This is a genomic window from Methylophilus sp. VKM B-3414 (genome assembly GCF_032248435.1).
GTDB lineage: Bacteria > Pseudomonadota > Gammaproteobacteria > Burkholderiales > Methylophilaceae > Methylophilus > Methylophilus glucosoxydans.
This window is the reverse complement of the sequence record NZ_JAVTLI010000013.1, coordinates 240,446-260,696: the sequence shown is the minus strand read 5'-3', so window position 1 is coordinate 260,696 and position 20,251 is coordinate 240,446. Positions and strand designations below refer to the sequence as shown.

16 protein-coding genes are annotated in these 20,251 nt (G+C 42.2%); 3 read left to right on the top strand and 13 right to left on the bottom strand.

The annotated features are described in order from the left end of the window. Window positions 1-119 precede the first annotated feature (119 nt). Genes Q9292_RS13930 through Q9292_RS13910 form a run of 5 tightly spaced genes read right to left on the bottom strand, consistent with a single transcriptional unit; the run spans window position 120 to window position 5,959 of the window. On the bottom strand, window positions 120-1,565 hold the full coding sequence (locus Q9292_RS13930; protein ID WP_313989136.1) for a phosphomannomutase: 1,446 nt from the start codon (window positions 1,563-1,565) through the stop codon (window positions 120-122). Beyond that, window positions 1,552-2,964 carry a mannose-1-phosphate guanylyltransferase/mannose-6-phosphate isomerase gene (locus tag Q9292_RS13925; RefSeq protein ID WP_313989133.1) on the bottom strand — a complete coding sequence of 471 codons (1,413 nt, stop codon included), beginning with the start codon at window positions 2,962-2,964 and terminating at the stop codon, window positions 1,552-1,554. Before Q9292_RS13925 ends, Q9292_RS13930 begins: the two co-directional genes overlap by 14 nt. A gap of 30 nt (window positions 2,965-2,994) precedes the next feature. Then, complete coding sequence (gene galE / locus Q9292_RS13920) at window positions 2,995-3,969, bottom strand: UDP-glucose 4-epimerase GalE (protein ID WP_313989130.1); 975 nt, start codon at window positions 3,967-3,969, stop codon at window positions 2,995-2,997. Window positions 3,970-3,987: 18 nt separating this feature from the next. Continuing rightward, window positions 3,988-5,154 carry a nucleotide sugar dehydrogenase gene (locus Q9292_RS13915; RefSeq protein WP_275355133.1) on the bottom strand — a complete coding sequence of 389 codons (1,167 nt, stop codon included), beginning with the start codon at window positions 5,152-5,154 and terminating at the stop codon, window positions 3,988-3,990. A gap of 31 nt (window positions 5,155-5,185) precedes the next feature. Continuing rightward, window positions 5,186-5,959, bottom strand: a complete 774-nt coding sequence (locus Q9292_RS13910) for a WecB/TagA/CpsF family glycosyltransferase (RefSeq protein WP_275355132.1) — start codon at window positions 5,957-5,959, stop codon at window positions 5,186-5,188. Window positions 5,960-6,214: 255 nt separating this feature from the next. On the opposite strand from Q9292_RS13910, the gene Q9292_RS13905 reads away from it, so the two are divergent. The 3 genes from Q9292_RS13905 (at window position 6,215) to Q9292_RS13895 (ending at window position 10,094) form a co-directional block, all read left to right on the top strand. Beyond that, window positions 6,215-7,897 carry a GMC family oxidoreductase gene (locus Q9292_RS13905; RefSeq protein WP_313989125.1) on the top strand — a complete coding sequence of 561 codons (1,683 nt, stop codon included), beginning with the start codon at window positions 6,215-6,217 and terminating at the stop codon, window positions 7,895-7,897. Window positions 7,898-7,907: 10 nt separating this feature from the next. After that, window positions 7,908-8,876, top strand: coding sequence for an NAD-dependent epimerase/dehydratase family protein (locus tag Q9292_RS13900; RefSeq protein WP_275355129.1), 969 nt, complete (start codon window positions 7,908-7,910; stop codon window positions 8,874-8,876). Window positions 8,877-9,128: 252 nt separating this feature from the next. Continuing rightward, window positions 9,129-10,094, top strand: a complete 966-nt coding sequence (locus tag Q9292_RS13895; RefSeq protein ID WP_313989120.1) for an acyltransferase — start codon at window positions 9,129-9,131, stop codon at window positions 10,092-10,094. A gap of 37 nt (window positions 10,095-10,131) precedes the next feature. Here Q9292_RS13895 and Q9292_RS13890 read toward each other — a convergent pair whose 3' ends face one another. Genes Q9292_RS13890 through Q9292_RS13855 form a run of 8 tightly spaced genes read right to left on the bottom strand, consistent with a single transcriptional unit; the run spans window position 10,132 to window position 20,249 of the window. Then, on the bottom strand, window positions 10,132-11,196 hold the full coding sequence (locus Q9292_RS13890) for an acyltransferase (RefSeq protein WP_313989118.1): 1,065 nt from the start codon (window positions 11,194-11,196) through the stop codon (window positions 10,132-10,134). Between the two features lie 50 nt (window positions 11,197-11,246). Continuing rightward, complete coding sequence (locus Q9292_RS13885; protein ID WP_313989115.1) at window positions 11,247-12,350, bottom strand: acyltransferase; 1,104 nt, start codon at window positions 12,348-12,350, stop codon at window positions 11,247-11,249. Between the two features lie 35 nt (window positions 12,351-12,385). After that, on the bottom strand, window positions 12,386-13,570 hold the full coding sequence (locus Q9292_RS13880) for a glycosyltransferase family 2 protein (protein ID WP_313989113.1): 1,185 nt from the start codon (window positions 13,568-13,570) through the stop codon (window positions 12,386-12,388). A gap of 39 nt (window positions 13,571-13,609) precedes the next feature. After that, the gene (locus Q9292_RS13875) at window positions 13,610-15,031 is read right to left on the bottom strand and encodes an Atrophin-1 multi-domain protein (protein ID WP_275355122.1); all 1,422 of its coding nucleotides are present in this window, start codon (window positions 15,029-15,031) and stop codon (window positions 13,610-13,612) included. Continuing rightward, on the bottom strand, window positions 15,028-16,686 hold the full coding sequence (locus Q9292_RS13870; RefSeq protein ID WP_313989109.1) for a GMC family oxidoreductase: 1,659 nt from the start codon (window positions 16,684-16,686) through the stop codon (window positions 15,028-15,030). Before Q9292_RS13870 ends, Q9292_RS13875 begins: the two co-directional genes overlap by 4 nt. Before the next feature lies 1 nt (window position 16,687). Further along, a complete protein-coding gene (locus Q9292_RS13865) occupies window positions 16,688-17,908 on the bottom strand; it encodes a glycosyltransferase family 4 protein (protein WP_313989107.1) in 1,221 nt (406 codons plus the stop codon). Between the two features lie 11 nt (window positions 17,909-17,919). After that, window positions 17,920-19,344: an O-antigen ligase family protein gene (locus Q9292_RS13860; protein ID WP_313989103.1), complete on the bottom strand. Its 1,425-nt coding sequence runs from the start codon at window positions 19,342-19,344 to the stop codon at window positions 17,920-17,922. A gap of 56 nt (window positions 19,345-19,400) precedes the next feature. Next, complete coding sequence (locus Q9292_RS13855) at window positions 19,401-20,249, bottom strand: glycosyltransferase family 2 protein (RefSeq protein ID WP_275355114.1); 849 nt, start codon at window positions 20,247-20,249, stop codon at window positions 19,401-19,403. Between the last annotated feature and the right edge of the window lie 2 nt (window positions 20,250-20,251).

Sequence of the window (20,251 nt, the reverse complement as noted above, 5' to 3'; positions counted from 1 at the left end):
CTTGATATCAGCAGTTATGCACTAAATAGATGCATATTCTACAGCTTTATTACATAACTTAGCAAAATAATTTGTCAGAAATATGACAATCGAATATTATTTTCGGACAAGTTAGACTCTTACAAAGTTGAGATTCGTTCTAGTACTGCCTTTACTAATCTCACAGCGGCAGGGATTGAATGGGATTCTGCATAACATCGAAGCTCAGGCGCATTCCCTGATGGTCTGAGATGAATGACATTTCCTGAGGTAAGGGTTAACCTTAATCCATCAGTAATATCTTTTTTTATAACCATTTCATCGATTTGTAAAAGGCTCATCAATTTTTCTGGGAATTCAAACCAATCCTCAATTAATTCCTTACTTTTTTCTGTCGGGTACTGCTGCAATCTGTCACTTGCGGTGAAGCGGGACGGCAAACCTGCCACTATTGTAGAGAGCGGTTTATTATATTTCTGCATAGCGGCCAACAAACACATGACAGGCAATAATGCATCACGCGTTGGCAAAGGCGCCAAGTGCGGATAAGCGTTTACTGAAGAACCCAGTAAAAAACCACCATTTGCTTCAAATCCAGCAATATGCTGCTTACCCTGTTCATGGAGTAACGCCATCCCAGCAATTACATAGGGTGATCCAATACGCGTTCTGATCACTTGGTCAAAGAATCTACTCACTTCAATCGCTGAGTTACAGCTTACAGGGACCGCTAGATGACGAATATTGAGCCATTGAGCCGTTAATAGCCCCACAATATCGCCTCTCAGCCAAGTTCCATGCTCATCGGCGATGAGCGGTCTATCACCATCTCCATCTGTTGAGATGATGGCATTAACGTTGTATTGTTTTGCCCAATCTATTCCTCGCTGAACATCTGCATCAGAAACCGCCTCTGTATCAATGGGAACAAAGGTATTCGATCTCTCAAGACAAATAACCTCAGCCCCCAAGATGCTAAAGAGCTCTTGCATCAGATCACGACCTACACTTGAGTGTTGGTAGATCGCAAGTCTCAAGCCCTTAAACCCATCAGCGCCCAACATGTCTACATATCGCTCTAAATAATCACTTCTTGCATCAGGTGTCGGCAATGGCAGGCTGATACTATAATCTTGTAGAGGAAGAAGACTGGTGGCCAGCATTACTTCTTCATCTGCCTTGGTTATTTCACCATCTGGACGATAAAATTTGAGTCCATTTCGGTCAAACGGAATATGACTGCCTGTAACCATGATTCCGGGGATTTTATGTTTTTGCGCATAAAGCGCTAATGCAGGTGTTGGAATAGCACCACAGAATATGATTTCCAATCCCAACTGGAAGAGCATCTTGGAGCAATATTGCGCAATCACTGGACTACTAGGGCGAAGATCCGTAGCGATGGCCACTGTTTTAAATACATATTCACGCTGCATCGCCTGCACAAAAGCTTGCGTGTAAGCCGCACACACCTCTTCAGTCATTGCTGTGACCAGACCTCGGGCACCACTGGTTCCAAACGCGACACCACTTTTCTGCATTAACTGCTGCAGTGTTTTAGGCGCATTCATCTCAATTGCGCCCATACGTATCCTCAAAGCGGACGATATCGTCTTCACCAAGATAACTTCCCGATTGCACCTCAATCAGATGTAATGGCAACTTACCGGGGTTTTCCAAGCGATGGGTAGATCCAATAGGAATATATGTAGACTCGTTTTCAGTATAAAGCTTGGTTATATCATCCACTGTAATCATGGCAGAGCCACTCACCACTACCCAATGCTCGGCCCTATGGTGATGCATCTGCAGAGACAGTTTTTCGCCAGGCTTGACCATAATGCGTTTTACCTGGAATCGCTCCCCAACATCAATGCCTTCGTACCAGCCCCATGGACGATACACGCGTGGATGTACCTGGTGCTCAGTGCGACCGCTGGCTTTGAGATGATCTACAATATTTTTCACATCTTGAGCACAGTCTCGGTGTGCCACCAAAATGGCATCACCGGTCTCAACGATCACAAGATCCTCTACCCCTACCGCTGCTACAAATCTATGCTCGGCACGCACCAGAGTATTTTTCACATTCCTGAGATAAACATCGCCACGAATAGCGTTTCCTGATTCGTCGTTTGGCTGGACCTCTTTCAGCGCGGTCCACGATCCAACATCATTCCACCCCATATTGGCTGGTACGACTGCTGCCAGCTGCGTTTTCTCCATGACCGCATAATCAATCGAATCTGACGGAGACTTGGCAAATGACGCTTCATGTAAGCGCACAAAATCAAGGTCCTTGTAGCTATTAGCCACAGCCATGGTCACTGCATCTAGCATGGCTGGGGCATGTTGTTTCAGCTCGGCGAGAAAAATGGCTGGTTTAAACAAAAACATGCCACTATTCCAGTAAAAGTTGCCGGCATCAAGATACTGCTGTGCCGTTTCGGCGTCAGGCTTCTCAACGAACCGTGCAACGGTATAACATCCTTCTGCGGCCTCCAGGCCATCACCTGATTGAATGTAGCCATAACCTGTTTCGGGATGTGTGGGCTCAATGCCGAAAGTAGTCAGCTTGCCCATACTGGCCGCCACACTGGCGCGACGAACAGCCGCTTCAAAAGCAGCAACATCGGTAATCACATGATCAGCTGGCAACACCAGCATCAGCGCATCTGTGTCCTTCAAAATCAACGACGCGGCCGCAATAGCAGGCGCTGTATTTCTTGCAATCGGCTCAAGGACGATCGCTTCTGGATTCAAGCCGACCTGTCTTAATTGCTCAGCAACCAAGAAACGATGATCATTGCCACATACAACAATAGGTGACTCAATTTCTGCCCAGCTAGCCAGCCGCAGTAGTGTCTCCTGTAGCATTGTATTTTCACTTACCAGAGGCAATAGCTGTTTAGGTAACACTGCACGCGACAACGGCCATAAACGTGTACCCGAGCCGCCTGAAAGAATCACAGGAACAATTTTCATCTTTTCAACCTTATACCAATTTTCAACGTTTTAACTTAACTGTTTAAGTTCCCACTGCCAGGCATGGGCGACAATTGTCTCCAGGTCTGTAAACTTAGGGCGCCACATTAATGTGCTTCTCGCTCTCGTGGAGTCAGCAACCAGTCTCGCTGGATCACCCTCTCTCCTTGGACCATTGATCACGGTAATTGCTCTCCCTGACACCTGCTGCACCGCTGTAATCACTTCCTGCACGGAGAATCCCTCACCGTTACCAAGATTAAAGCGATCACTCTCTCCATCTTTGTTCAGGTGTTCGAGCGCGGCAAGGTGAGCGGAGCATAAATCGACAATATGAATGTAATCACGAATGCAGGTGCCATCTGGCGTATCATAATCCCGCCCAAATACCTGAATATTTTCCCTACGCCCTGAGGCTGCTTGCAGTATCAGTGGAATCAAATGCGTCTCGGGGTCGTGGCGCTCGCCTAACTGCCCGTCTGGATCGGCGCCAGCAGCATTGAAATAACGTAGACATACCGAGCGCAAGTCAAAAGCCTTATCATAATCAGCAAGCACCTGCTCTATCATTAACTTGGATCGACCATACGGATTCAACGGCCGATTCGGATGCGCCTCGTCAATCGGCACATAATCAGGCTCACCAAAGACCGCGGCAGTTGAGGAGAAAATAAATTTATTCACCTCAAACTCACGCATGGCATCTAGCAAATTCAATGTATTGGTAACATTGTTACGATAATAAATATCCGGCTTGCGTACCGATTCACCCACTTGTATAAACGAAGCAAAATGCATAACTGCATCAGGGGTGTATTGCTTGAACACGTTGTTCAAGCAATCGCTATCAGCCAAATCGCCTTCAACAAAGACACCGCCCAGTACTGCATCTCGATGCCCACTGGATAAATTATCCAAAGTAACCACTTCGTGCCCGGCACCCAGTAGCATTTTCACCATATGTGAGCCAATATACCCAGCTCCACCAACGACTAATACGCGCATAGAAATATCCAGAATTGATTAATCGCTGCCGAACAAATCGCGAGTGTAGACCTTATCCACCACATCGGAGAGCTCTTTGGCTTGTCGATTGGCAATGATCACATCAGACATCTGTTTGAACTGCTCTAGATCCCTGATTACCTTAGAGTTGAAAAACTCGGATTCCTGCAGGACTGGCTCATAGACAACTACCTCAATCCCTTTACCTTTAATCCGCTTCATAATTCCCTGAATGGACGAGGCTCTGAAATTGTCTGACCCTGCTTTCATGATGAGGCGATAAATGCCAACCACTTTGGGATTCTTTTTGATAACACTCATGGCCACAAAGTCTTTACGCGTGGTATTTGCATCCACAATCGCGTTAATCAGATTTTGTGGAACTTGTGAGTAGTTTGCCAACAGTTGCTTTGTGTCCTTTGGCAAACAATAGCCACCGTAACCAAAAGAAGGATTGTTGTAATGATTACCGATACGCGGGTCCATACAGACGCCTTCGATAATCTGGCGTGTATTCAAATTATGCGTTTCTGCATAAGTATCCAACTCGTTGAAATATGCCACACGCATCGCCAGAAAGGTATTGGCAAATAATTTGATCGCTTCCGCCTCTGAACTATTAGTCAATAAAATGGGGGCGTCAGGTTTGAGACAGTTTTCTTTCAGCAAATTAGCGAATGTTTGTGCACGTTCTGAGACCTCTCCCACAACGATGCGCGATGGATAAAGATTGTCGTAAAGTGCTTTACCTTCCCGTAAAAATTCCGGTGAAAAAATCAGGTTATCGCAATTAAGTTCGGCACGAATTTTTTCGGTGTAACCCACAGGAATCGTTGATTTGATCACCATAACCGCACTTGGATTGATCGCCATTACATCCTTGATCACGGCCTCTACGGATTTGGTATTGAAGTAATTGGTTTCGACATCATAGTCGGTTGGTGTGGCTATCACCACAAATGCAGCGTCTTTATATGCTTCGTTCTTATCAGTGGTCGCTTTAAAATTGAGCGATTTGTTGGCCAGAAAGTCTTCTATTTCCCGATCAACAATTGGCGATTGTTTTTGATTCAGTAGTGCCACCTTTTCTGGCACGATATCCAGCGCAACGACTTCATTTTTTTGAGCTAATAATACTGCCAATGACAAACCAACATAACCAGTACCAGCAATTGCAATTTTCACAGTGGCTCCTTCTATTTTTGTATACTAAATTTCAGTGATGCGGCTTACTTTTCAACCATTCCCGCATAAACAACTTGGGATAAATAATCGCACCAACCATATATCTTTTAACAAGTCGTTTGGGCTCCGAGCACATTCTGTGCATCCATTCCAGACCAAATCTGCGCATCCACATAGGCGCTCTGGGTTTATTCCCAGCTAAAAAATCGATAGTCGCACCAACGCAAAGCGCCACTTTTACTGGCAATTTATTCGCGTATTTATTCACCCATATTTCTTGTTTTGGCGCACCTAGGCCAATTACTAGCAAATCTGCTTTTGCATCTGCTACCGATTGGCAAATGCGATCACAATAAGCACTATCTTTTTCAAAACCAAAATCAGGGCTTAGAATGCCAACGACTTCAACGACAGGCCATTGCGCCTTGATATTCGCAGCAGCAACCTCACCGACTCCTGGCATGGCACCCAGCAGATAAACACGCAAAGGGAGATTGTTTTGTTGAAACCGGGTAAATATATTCGGAACAAGATCACTACCAGGCACGGTTTCAGGTAATGGTTTTCCAAGCAATTTAGAGGCCAGAACTACAGGTTTTCCATCTGCAACAGTCATCGCTGCATTTGCATAGGCTTGCTGGAATGCTGGATTTTTTTCTAATTGCACAATGTGATCGACATTCGGGGTAACTACATATTTGCAAGAATTATCTCCAAACTGAAGCCACTCTTGCAATACATCAACAGACTCATTCATCGAAAACTTGTGAATGGTGATTCCGAACATTTCTATGGTATTTGACATAAATAGACTGAGACTCAACAAGTTTAGATATATATTTGTGACCAAAATACGTAGGGTTACGTAAAAAATTATGATTATTTTTTCAGTCGCACGTGAATAAAAAAAGAACCTGTGTGATATGGTATAACCCATAAGGATTATGCGATATAAGACGTTTTAACCTATTCTGGTCTTGACGCCACTGCTTACACCCCATCTACAATTTCAATAATAACGCTTATTTGTGAATTTTTTTAAGTGATTTAACAAAAAAATATGATTAGTAATTTGAATAACTACCCCTCAGGTGCAACGCTGGAGGCTGATGTTTGTATTGTAGGTGCAGGTGCAGCTGGCATCTCACTGGCATTATCTTTGTCTGGACGAGGATTGAAAGTTCTGCTTTTAGAGTCGGGATTGGAGGTTGAGAATGACCAGGTACAACAGCTTTACGCAGGTGAAGTCGTTGACGAAAAGCTCCATAGTCCTCCTGATAAATACCGTCAAAGAAGATTTGGCGGCTCAACGACCATATGGGGGGGGCGTTGTATGCCGTTTGATCCGATTGATTTTGAGGCCCGAGACTATGTTCCGCATAGCGGCTGGCCAATTGGTTATGATGACTTGGCACCCTACTACCAAGTTGCCAATCAATTACTAGAAGCAGGCACTTATGAATATGATGCCGACAAGGTGTTTGATCCTGAGCAACAGGCAGCAATCAAAGGCTTCAAAAGTGACATCCTAAAAACCAATAATCTTGAAAGGTTTTCTTGCCCGACAAATATGGGAGATCGTTACAGGCAAAGACTGATTCTGGCTGAGGATATTGAAATACTGCTGGGGGCTAACTGCACCGGCATTCGACTTGGCATGGATGGCAAGCAAGTAAAACACCTGGATGTGGTCAGCTTACAGGGTACCAAGCTTTCCGTGATTGCCAAGCAGTTCATCCTGGCGACAGGCGGTATTGAAACAGCACGATTGCTTTTGGCATCAAACGATGTAATGCCCACTGGAATTGGCAATAAATATGATTTGGTCGGTAGGTATTACCAATGTCACATAGCAGGTAACCTAGGACAATTAACCGTACTTGGTACCACCAAAAATGTTCGGCATGGATATGAAATTTCACCTGAGGGGGTTTATTGCCGCCGTCGTTTTGCATTAACTGCCGACACTCAAAAGAAATTAAGAGTAGGCAATATGGTGGCCAGATTACATTTTCCAAAAATCGTGGATCCCTCACATAGAATTGGAGTGCTATCCGGATTGTTCTTAGCCAAGAACTTTATCAGCTACGAGTACGGAAAGCGCTTAAAAGATGGGCAAGCAACTCTATCCACTTACTTAAAACACTTTGCAAATATTATTCTCGACCCCATTGATACGACAAAATTTTTATACCATTGGATTACGAAGCGCACGCTGGCCAAGCGTAAATTTCCTTCTGTGATTTTGAGCAACAAAAGCAATCAGTTCACCTTTGAAATCCACGGTGAGCAATATCCCAACCCTGAGAGCCGGATTACCTTGATCAATGAGACGGATGCGCTAGGCATGCCCAAGGTCAAAATTGACTGGAAATATCTCCCTGAAGATATTGAGTCTATCCGCAAAGCGCTCAAAGTGTTTAAACAGGAAATCAACCAAAGTGGACTTGCTACCTTTGAGTTTAACGATGAGCAGTTAGAGGCTGATTTGACTCGTTTTGGTGCATACGGTGGACACCACATTGGTACTGCACGCATGGGTAAGCAGCCTGAAAGCTCCGTAGTCGATGAAAACTGCAAAGTGCATGACATTAGTAACCTTTATATTGCCAGTGCTGCGGTTTTTCCTACCAGTAGCCAAGCCAACCCTACCCTGACCATTGTCGCCATGAGCTTACGCCTGGCAGACCATATTGCAGAAACACTGCAGGCAGGCAAATCTACTCATTCAATCATATCGTAAGGAAGCAAGCATGAAAGTCTTAATCCTTGGCGCCACTGGTCATGTAGGCAGTCGGCTACATACGCACTTGCAACACTCAAATATCACCTCCATTGCTGCCTCCAGAGGCAGAATGCGCAGCAATATTGAGGGGCATGTCATTTTAGATAGTATGAATCTGGCTGACCTGACCACACAGCTCAAACAAGTCGATGCAGTAGTGAATTGTGTCGCTGGGAGTAAAGACGGCATTGGCCAAGGTGCAAAAATCCTGGCCGAAGCGGCATTGGCGGCAGGCAAGCCAACAATTGTGCATTTGAGTACCATGTCAGTCTATGGCGCCAGTGAGGGCATCATTACCGAGAACTCACCGTTTGACCCGACTTACAACTGGTATGCGGCTGCCAAATGCGAGGCCGAACAGCACATGCAAGCTTACGCACAAGCTGGCGGTAAAGTAGTCGTGTTCAGACCAGGCTGCATTCATGGGCCGGGCAGCGTGCAATGGGTAGAACGTGTCGCCAATCTGCTCAACACCTTTAGGCTCGGTGACCTTGGCAGTGCCGGGGATGGCTGGAGCAATCTGGTGCACGTGGATGACGTCGTTAAAGCGATACATTTCGGGTTGCAACTGCCGCTCAATGCCGGCGACATTCATCATTACAACCTTGCAGCGCCTGACAGTCCACGCTGGAACCAATACTTTATCGATTTAGCGCAAGCCATTGGCGCCACTCCGGTCAAACGTATACACCCCATGCAGCTCAAGCTAGATTCAAAAGCGTTTAGTCCAGCCATAAAAATATCTCAAAAAATACTTGAAAAAGCAGGCCAGAAAAACCTGGCTAAGCAATTTCCAGAACCGCTGCCGCCATCACTCGTAAGACTTTTTAAACAGCAGATTTTTCTGAACTCGAGCAAAATATCCAGCAAAATGAACTTTACGCCTTACCAGGAGAGTTTTTTAAGTTCAGTTAAATGGTTAAAAGGTGATCAATAATCGTGCAATTTCGATAAAAGCATGAGTTTTAAAAATACCAATTAAAAACGCAAGTAAGAAGAGCTGGCAATCTTGATAATATCTTAATTTATAAAACACAATTTTATCGCATCATTGTGCGTGCTTTCAGCATAAAAGCCTTAGGGTTTAACGTGGAAATTCCTACAAAGCTTTAAATTTCCGCTGATAAACACAAAAAATCTACTGCGCTATTGTAGCTCTCAATTCTACATATTCGCATTATGGTTTTTAATGAAGCGTTATACCTATCTTGATGGATGGCGCGGGCTATCGATTATTGCTGTTTTAGCTGGCCACTTTCTTTCCATTCACGGATTTAATGCTGGCAGATTTGGCGTTGAAATGTTTTTTGTGCTCAGTGGTAGGCTGATGGCAGAAATCTTATTTATCAAACACACCCCACTGCCTAGTTTTTTTAAACGACGCATCTCGCGGGTATGGCCAGCACTGTTTGTGTTTATCATTGCAATGTGGCTCATTTTTGGTCGGTCAGAAAACGCGCTGCATGTGGATTACCGAAGTGTATTGGCTACACTCACCTTCACCTACAATTACTACAGCATATACGCAAACCACACCCCCGTTTTAGATCACATTTGGTCACTCTGTATTGAGGAGCACACCTACATCCTGCTGGCATTCATTGCGTTTTTGGCCCGAAAATACAACTTTGATCCAATCAAACCGCTCATTGCTATCTGTGTATTATTTTTGATCAACGGCGCCCTACTTACGGCCACAGAACATCTTGATTATTACAATGTGTATTGGAGAAGTGACACCCGCAGCGCCTCTATTCTCATTGGCGTCATTAGTTTTCTGCTAATTCAACGATCCAGCCAGCACATTCCGGCACTGGCTTCTGTTTTGCTACTTGGCATGGCTTTACTTCTCAACATCAATCTGGTGCCAGACCCAATCAAATACAGCCTTGGGACAGTCTGTGTCGCGGCCGCTATCTGCAGCATTAAAGAACTACCAGAGTATCTGATGAAATTCATCTGCCACCCGGCACTTACTTGGGTGGGTTTAATTTCATTCTCGCTTTATTTATGGCAACAGCCCTTTTATAAAATGATTCATTCAGGTCAATCAAAATTAGTATTGCTCTTAGCAGCACTAATCATTGCATCCTTTAGTTATCGTTTTATTGAAGTACCGGTAAGAAAGGCACTTAATCAGAAATGGGCGAAATAGGTATGAGCTGGCAGTCGACAATTGCAGGAAGATCAAATCATACATTAGAGCCATATTTTCTTCTTAATGCGATTGTTGGTTGTTCAATTACATAGTAAGAAATCAAGGTGGTGATAATGGTTAGGCCCCAAAATCCCAGTTGCCAGGCAAGCGAAAGTTTATTCAAACCTATTGCATACGAAATAAGCGTCATTGATAACCAATGCTGCAAATACAACGAATAGCTTAGCTTGCCAATAAAAGTGAGTGAGGGTAACGCCAAAAAGCGCCTAATTGCGGCAAAAATATTTGCTTGATTAAATAATACATTCAGAAGTATTAAAAACAGCCCAACGTTTTGTAAGCTATATCTGAATGTCTCTCTAAAAAACAGATCCCGAACCAATAGTGAAAAGAGAATTGCAGCTAATCCGAGAACAAAATAACCAAATTTAAGTAAATGCCGTTCAAGCCACTCTTTTTGAGCTGGCTTGTGCATCAGACAAGCCATGAAACAACCGAATGCTATCGAGTCTATCCTTGCCTCCGTTGCCGTATAAGTGTACCCCCCTTCATGCAACAGGTCTGGAAAAATCAGGGCGTAGCCAAGTCTGATCAGTAGCGGTAGGAGTAAAAAAATAACGATTATTTGATAGTAACGATTTGAACGATAAGTGAACGCAAGTAGCGGCGCAAACAAAATGTAAAAATGTTCTTCGATAGCAAGACTCCATAAAATATTAAATGGAGAGAGCAAGCCATCTACATTCGAAAAATGTATAAAAATTTTATAGTAATTAGCGAAATAAAATAATGCGGCAAAAATCTCTGACACCTTTATTGACTGATTAATAAAGAGAATCAATAGGCTTGAGATGATGATGAAATAAATAGCTGGTGGGAGTAATCGCCAAAACCGTCGTATGTAGAATTTTTTTAAATCTATATGATTGTTTTTTTCTGCCTCACTAATCAATAGTGAAGTAATCAAGTATCCGCTAATAAAAAAGAAGATAGTAACGCCAAAACCTCCAGGAACGATATGCCCGAACCCAGCATGAGAGATCATAACAAGTAATATCGATAACGCCCTGATTCCATCTAGTTCTGGTGTGTATTTCATATATTGATTTCTAGTTATGCTGAATAAGCTCGGAGCCAGACACTATTTGGCTAAACTTTGACAAGTTGGCGTGATTTCTCGCGAAATGGACTTTCTACCAGCCTGTAAGTAAGGTAACCAATAATTAAACAAGCTGCCAGAAAACCAATGGTAAGAGCAACCGCCAATGGGAATTCAAATTGTGGTATTGATAAGCTCTCGACTATCATTTCTGGCCGATGAAAGAGTACCCTAATCACTTGTTGATAAAACCAGAGAACTAAACCATGCGACATATATAATGAGAATGAAATTGTCCCTAACCAAACTAAGGTCGGATGAGACAGGAAATGCTTCCAAAAATGGTCTTTTGAAAGCAAGATTGATGCAATGAGCAAACACGTTAAGGGGTAAATTAAAACCTTTAATGCTTTGGCATCATGGCCGAAGATCATAAATAACCCAATCAATACAAAACAGACCGGTATCCAATAAGGACTTAAAAAGACAGAGTTTATAACTTTACTAATGCCAAGGGCTAACATACAGCCGATAAAAAATCCTGCGATGCATCTAAGCATGAAATCATGCTGCTCAGGATGATAAATGAAGAGAATGGCAGTGGCTGATAGGCCTAGGGCGGCAAAAATATAATTCTTAATTTTTGAAAAGTTGAGAACAATCAATCCGAAAATTAGATAGGTGTAAAACTCAGCACTGATAGACCAAGCCGGGCTGTTGAATGTGATGGCCTGTTCATTTGGCCAGAATGCCTTAACCATAAAAATATCTCGCATAAATGCTGCAAGATCGTTATCTTCAAATGGTTGCTTGCTAAGGCTTGCAATTCCGAAATGATGTTGTAAAACATATTTCAATATTTCAATGCCCAGAAACAATAACAAAAAGAGTAAATGTACAGGATATAAGCGACCAAATCGCAAAAACTGAAACTTTGCCAACTCATAAACTGTGTTGATTCGATTTGCATATGCGGTATAAATTACAAAGCCGGATAAGACAAAAAACAAATCTACCATCATAAATCCACTTCGAATAATGGATATATTGTGGATCAAGGGATTCCATGCTGGAACGTGGTATAAAACGACCAGTAATGCGGCAATACCGCGGAGACTCTCTAATTGATCAATTTTTTTTATAGTTTTACTCATTGATGTGTTTTGTACTTAAAAAATGAAAACGTCCGCTAATCTCTTTTGGATTTAACCCATTCAATCTGACGATTCACAAAAAACTTAGCGTATAGCTGGATTTTACTAACAGCGTAAACTGGCGCGTAAGTCAAAAGCTCAAAAAACGGTAATATTTTAGTACCGTGCTTAACCCATGAGATCATGACAAATAAAGCTAATAACAGGAATTGAATTACACCATACCCCCAAGGGAATGTAGTGTTAGTAAGCAACATCAAGACTGCGGAAATAATTGCAAATAATGCACTTAGCAAGAATAGCAGCGCAACTGGGGGAACACACAAATCTAAAGCCATTGCGGTCATTTCAATATTTGCTGTACGTAATCCCTTAAGAAACAGTGGCAGTCCCTCTTGTACAATCATGCCAATATGGCCATGCTCCCACCTTTTCCGTTGAGAGTCAGCACCCTCATCATTTAATGGGAACTCACTTGTAACATATGCTTCAGGACAAAATTTGGGGGCGAACCTTTGCTCGGCTAGGTCTATACCCAATTTCATATCCTCAACAATATATCCTTTGGCAAGATTAGCATTTTTAACATGCTCCCATGGAAAAGCCATCCCGGAGCCCATCAGTTGCATAGGCATACCCAGGCGATAAAATCCCAGCGGTCGAGTCCAGCTTTTAACGACATAGGCAAACTCAGCCAATTTAGTTTTTACGGGTGAATTTGGTTTTGCCTGAATTAAGTACAAGGCTTGAACTGCACGCTTACCTTTGATAACAGCCTGAGCTAAAGCATTAATAGTATCTGGATATACAATACAGTCGGCATCAAAAACAATCATCACCTCTGGAGGATTAGTCTTAAGGTGTTGAATACCAAAATCTAACGCGTATCCTTTGCCACGCAACGTTTCATGTGCTCTCTCAATGACCTCCACACCGTTACTTCTTGCAATCTCTGCCGTATTGTCCGAGCAATTATCAGCAATCACCACAATTCGGGTGTTAGGCGTAGCAGATTTCTTGATAGATTCAAGCGTTGCACTGATCCCAGCGGATTCGTTATGGGCTGGGATCAGTAGTGCAATTGCTGCTGACTGCGGCTCAACCTTTTGGTTACGAAACCCAGGTAAAACAGCCACCAAGATTTGTATACAAAATGTTAGTACTGGAATTACCAGTATGGCAAATACCGTAAAAAAAAGGATTTCAACAACTATAAGCATAATTTCTACTTGGAAACGTATTCTGTTCAGGTCTGAACATTATTGATCAACGCGAATTAATGTGCCACTTACACTTGATCCAGCACCTATACCACTAGTTACAACAACATTTGAGGTAACATCATCGGCTGGCCATGCAAATGTTCTAGATTGACCATCCGAAAGATCATATGTATCAACTCTAGTTTTATATTTTTTGTCCTTGATAATGAGTCTGAGTTTACCACCACCAGTGGTTTTTGCGGTGATTTTATACTTTTCACCCATTTTAGGTTTTGCCCATGTGACTTGTGTTAGTGATCGCCCAGAAGGATTTGATTGAACGACCTCACTAGTAGTAGGGCCAAAGATGACTGCCTGCTTCCAAGTATCAAACTTTCCTGCAGTTGGACTGTTTTGTATACATGCGGTCCGCTGATAAACACACCATGGGCCTCGCATTGATAGAATGTTGAAATTCTTTTCAGGAATGAATGGATTCCCAGAGGCATCGACCCATGACTTAGCTGAAGTTACCATTCGCAAAGACTGTCTAATTAAATGCAATTCATTTGCTGCCTTGTAATTGTAGCCATTTTTATGCAGATTAAGTCCTGAGCCATTTTCAACATAAATGATAAATGGTGTGCCATCGTTTGTATCAACAATGTAAGCGCCATAAACTTTTAGCGTATTAACAATTTTTATCAACTCGGGCGTCTTGATTTTTGAAACGTCAAAACTTTCAGGCAGCATAACTAGAGCACCCTCTGGAATCTGACCAGTATTTTTCGGTGCATATACGTCAGCTGAGGTAGCAGGATAGACATATCCTGGATTAGAGGCTGCACCATTTAATGCAAGTGACATAGCCAGAGCATGTGGATAAATAGGATCGCTACTTGCAAACTCATTTTTCCGAATAATGCCTGCACATGCACCAATACCTACTGCCCGAGCACCCTGATAATAGTGTGCCGGATCAGCCCAACCAGTCCCGTCTATCGGTGACCAAGCATAAAGATTGGCAGTCCATTCCCCATTTGTATTTCTGAGCTTCCAAAATGAATGAATCACTCCACTCGCTGTATCGTAAATATCTGCATGACCATCGCCACCAGAAGCAGGAACAAGATCAGCTGGCCAGTGTGGAATTTCAATTTTTGGCTGATTAGTTTCTGCATCAGCATCATAAACCCCTTTTTGTCCAGGATTAGGTTTAACGGTTACAGGGCCACTAGTTTCATCGGCAAAAAAGCATCCTGAGGATAATACTCCCTCGTGAATATTGGGATTATATTTTGAAGTTGGAATTACAAAATCAGAGAAACTTGGAGATACTGGCCTACTCTTCCATAAAGAATTTACAGCAAACGGTTTGCTATACAATGCGACATCTGCTGCGCTTACATTATGATTAAATGCAACATATGCGAGCCAAGGTAATACTAACAGACTGGTTTTATGAAAAGCTTTCATCATTTACTCCTTAAGGCTTGAATATGATTTAAATGATCAGCAAGCCGTAATGCCAATGCAACAATCGTAAGTGTTGGATTAGCATGGCTATTCGTGGTAAAAACCGATGCGCTCGCAATATACAGATTTTTGACTCCATGCACTTTGCAATTAACATCTACCACACTATCATTCGGAGCGGTTCCCATACGGGTTGTTCCCATATGGTGCCCGCCAACAGGTAAAGCGCTCTCCATTGCCTTTTCTAACTCTTTTTGGTCAAACTCAAGTCTGCATGCGTTGGTATTCTCAAATTGTTGTTGTAATAAATTAAAAGATTTAATTCCAGAGGCGATATCCTTAGCCGTCATTTTCCAATGCACGCTTACTCTAGGCATGCCATATCGGTCGTATTCGTCAAGCAACTCAATGCGATTGACTGCATCTGATACTTGCTCACTATTAAACTCAATAGGATATGTTCCATTACGGTTTGCAACCAGCGTGTAGGGAATACGTCTTTTCGCCAACTTTATTTTGAATAACCAGTCGTAAGCAAACCGAATGACAGATACTGGATCCGAGACAACATTCCAGACATGTTTTGCATAGTCAACACGCTCTAATGATTGATTGCCACCATGATTTAAAATGGTTTGATACTCGGGCTTTAATATTGACTTTGCAAGATAAATAGTAGATAAAATCCCGCTACCATGAGAAGGGTCCGCGTATGCTGGAAAATGTAGCCTAAATGCAGAATTCAACAAACCATGCTTAGTTTGAAACTCTGCTGAAAATTGAAGCTTTCGTCTGGCATAAACGCCTTCAGTTGTTTTTTGAAAATCAAAAATGGGACGTTCATTTTTAAATCGTAACGCTCCATAAATCAAGTCATAGTGACACGCATAATACTTACCAAGGCTGCCATCAAGATGGCTCCAGGCAGGTTGATACTGACGACTGACTAGCAATAGTCGAGTTGTATCAATCCCTCCTCCGGCTAAGACAATTTGATTAACTTTCACATCAACCGATTGTTGACCATCATGCAAGGTGATTGTCTCAACGACATCACCATTCTGAGCACTTGTATTTAGTTTAGTACAGCGCGCGCGCAAGAGGACTTTTACATTGACTGAATTTTCAAGCTCTTGCCGAAATTTTTTACCAAAATCTGTAGGTAGGCTATATCTCTCAATATACTCATTCAAATCAGGCGCTAATGTTGGCGCTTCGCTAAATATTGGTTTAGTGTTGGGACCGAAGGCTGAAATATTGAAATTATTATCACCGGCATCGCAATAATCGAGGGCTTGAGCATAATAGTTAGCGATGTCTTTTGCTCCTTCTGGCCAGCCACTCTCTGGAACATGAGCGCGCTTCTCAAAATCATGTGAGTCAAGTGGTACGCATCTCCCCCCCCATAGGTGCGTTGTTCCCCCAAACCGCTGATATCTAAATTCAGTCGTTTGTGGATGTGGTGGCGTCGCTTTCCCCATATATGCGTCGAGTACTTCGGAACCTTCGTTCCAATCACCGCCCTCTATCAACAATATGCGATGACCAAGCCGACTAAGATGAACGGCTAAAGATATGCCAGCTGCGCCAGCACCAATGATACAAAGCGGATATGACTCTAATTCTGAAATATGAGTATTATTGAGGTAACCAATCATATTAGCTTTGCACTTGCTCCCGAATCAGCTGTTCAAGTTTGCTAACTTCAATTTTAAAATTGAAATCAGATTCAATAGTTTCTCTTGCAGCTGAACGGACTGTTTCACGTAACTCCGGATGTTTAATGTACCGAAAAATGGCACTTTTCAGCGCTTGTTCATCGGATGGAGCAACAACCATGCCAGAAACACCATGCTCAATCAGTTCAGTAACGCCTCCAACATTAGTTCCAATGACTGGGATGCCACAGGCCATCGCTTCCATCAGTGACACAGGGACACCCTCGGCAAAGCTGGGTAAAATAAATACATCACTTGCTAACAAAGTCTCTCTGACAGTTTCTTGACTAGCAAAGCCACCAAAAAAGACCATTCCTGTCAGTCCGTGTTTATCAACCTCAGACTCAAGGCTAGCTCTCTCAGGACCATCACCCAAGAGGGTTAGATGAAACTGATAACCCTCGTTTTTCAAGTCAATCAAACTTTTCAATAAAACAGGTACACCCTTTTCTGCTGCTAATCTACCCACATACAATAGTTTTACGGGCCCAGCTGCTTGACTATCAACAGATTTATCATCAAAAGAATACTTGTCTACATCAACACCACAGTGAACAATTTTGAGTTTATGCCAATCTTCTACGTCAGAGAAAAGCATCATCTGGCTTTTGCAATAATTACTTATACAAACTATAAATTTTGCATATTTGACCTTTTCCCTAAGTGCAAGCAAAGTTGGCTCGAAGAAAATATGCGGCCCATGAAAGGTGACGCTATAACCCACGCCAGTTAACTGACTCGCAAGCATCGTCACCATACCACTGCTATCACCAAAATGATTATGCACATGTTGCACATGATTCTGTTGTAGGTAATTTGCGAGCAACAATGCCTCTTGAAAGTAAAAAAGTTGGTAGAGCGAGCCCTTCACGCCAGGACGACGAGTTTTAAAAGCCAAGTGCAGCGTTTTAAAGTAGCTTGAGGTGGCACTCACAAAATACTTAAAATTCAGTTGGATAAGCTTTAGCGGGCCAGCTGGCAAAAAATAAGTGGTTTGTTTACGCTCATTTAAAATCAGAGGGCTCACATTATTAGCACCCTCGGGTTGTCTTAGGGCACACGTTAGCACTTCAACGCCAGATGCTCTGAGTCCAATCACCTCGCGTTGTATAAATGTATCAGTGGCACGTGGATAACTGCTTGTAAAGTATGCAATTCGCATATTAAGACTCTTTATGTGGATATTTTTTGGGGGTGAGTGTCTTGTTCAGGCTTTTGGAACAGTCTCGAAGCTGAAATTGTTAAACCTAATGTGAACCACAAATACCAATTGAATACTAGATAATCAAGCAAGTTATCGGCATAGCCCATGAATGCAAATTCCAGCAACATAACGATAACTGTAAAAACTAGTAATTTGTTAAATTTGTAAATGCTCAAGAGTTTTTTGAATACCTCAAACAGAAGATATAAGAAGGACAATAATCCAAAAATGCCTAATTCGAAAAATAACTGAACGTAAATATTGTGGGCGTTAATGTCAAAGTCCTGTTTTTGAAATGCGTTTGCCATTGCAAAGCTTGTTGAGTGGTGAATAAAACTATATAGACCATAACCAGTCAGGTAGTGTGTCTTTGACATCCAAGCTAAACTATCAGACCAAATTTTGAGACGCCAAGCATAAGAGTTCAACCGGCCATAACCACTTGAACCAAAATCGTTATCACTAGTTAAATCAAGAACACGTTCTTGTACCTCTGGAATTAATAAGGCAACAAATGGGGCAAGTAACACTAAGAATAAATATTTACGCTCATGCAAGATTGCATATAGGAAAAAGAACATATAGCAAGCAACCCACCCGGACCTTGTTTTGGTCATAATTAGCATCGCTACTAATAACAATATATAAAGTGGTAACGTCTTGCGCAGACCGTTTCCGATAGATGTAATTTTAGATTTGTATATGTAAAAACAAACGGTGATCATTAGCACCAAGTATGGTGCGAACGGATTAGGATGTGGAAAGGTGCTTCTAAGTCGAAAGCCTTCTTGATAACTAAAGGCCATTCCTCTACCCCCAAATACGATACAGAAAAGTCCATATAAAACTGGGATAATCGAGGAAAAAGCAACCACTTTAATCCATTTATCAAAATCACGTTGAGAGTCAACAAGTTTTGTGCCCAAAAGAAACATAGAGGCATATGAAACATAAATCAAAAAAACTTTGACGCTTTGCAGTACTGCGGGCGAATACACCAATGAAAAGAATGACAATGTAAGAAAAATTACCCATGCTCTTTTGATGTTCGAAATATCTGGTTGATTAGGGTTAGGCTTCTCAAAAATTGTTAATATTGCAATTAGAATTACTAATGCATTCAGAACTGCGCCAATTCCAAAGCTACCAAGTTTGATGGAATTAAAAACAACATCAAGTGATGACCGTGTCAGGATGACTAGTAAAAAAAAGAAATATCGATCAAATACAAACACGAGCCCAATAACAATTGCTACAGGCAGGCTTAGCAGATAAATATAATGTTCCCCTACCACCTGTGTAATAAAAAGTGAAACCAAACCAAAGAAAATTGCCGAAAATGCTGCCAGCATTGAAAGAGCAATTTTGGTTTTATTAATATTAATTTTTGACACGTTATTACCAGACCTAGATTAAATAGTCGATTGGTGGCTTAGCCAAGTTACGTATATTAGTATCTAAATGTTGCAGTTAGTAGTGCCAAGTAACCTTTGGGCCAAAAGCCTAACTTTATGAATGCGATCCAGTCTGTAAGAGTTGGGCGATTGTTATAGTACCTTGAAAACATTTGCAAAAATAACTTTTGCGCATTTCGTTTAGAGTCTTGACAATGTTTGTATACAAAACGGGTATAAGCCTTTTGCAAACGGGTTCTTGATTTGATAGAAATTCTATCCGTTCGTGGGGTGTCATCCATTATTTGTGTTGGAATATCGAGTAACGACGCCCTGCCAAACTTTTTTAGAACTCTGAAAAAGAATTCCATATCTTGCCAAGCCGGCATTTCCTCATCAAATAAACCAGCCCCAATAAAAACGTCTTTTGGTGCAAAAATTTGATTCCCAATATGATTGAAATCAAACAATTGCTCATGACTTACATGTCCCAGCTTGCGTGATTGGTCAACTTCAAGCCCATCCCTGTAAATTAGATCAGGAGTATAAATACATGAAGGCCTTATAGAGTGTTTTTCCAGCATTTTCCAATAGCTGATTAATAACTCAATGCGATTTGGTAAAAACTCATCATCATCATCTAGTCCTGTAATAAACTCACCAGTCGCACTTTTAATGGCAAGATTTCTCGCTGCCGGTGCTCCACCTGATTGTGGCTTAATAAAATATTTAAGACGAGGATCACTTATAGACTTCTGTTTAAGATAGCTCTCAGTATCATCAGTTGAGCCGTCGCTGACAACAATTACCTCAATATCTCTGTGCGTTTGGCCTAGCACAGAGTCTACTGCCTTTTCTAACGCTTGCCTTCTATTTTTAGTCGGTATGTAGACAGAAACTCTCATGA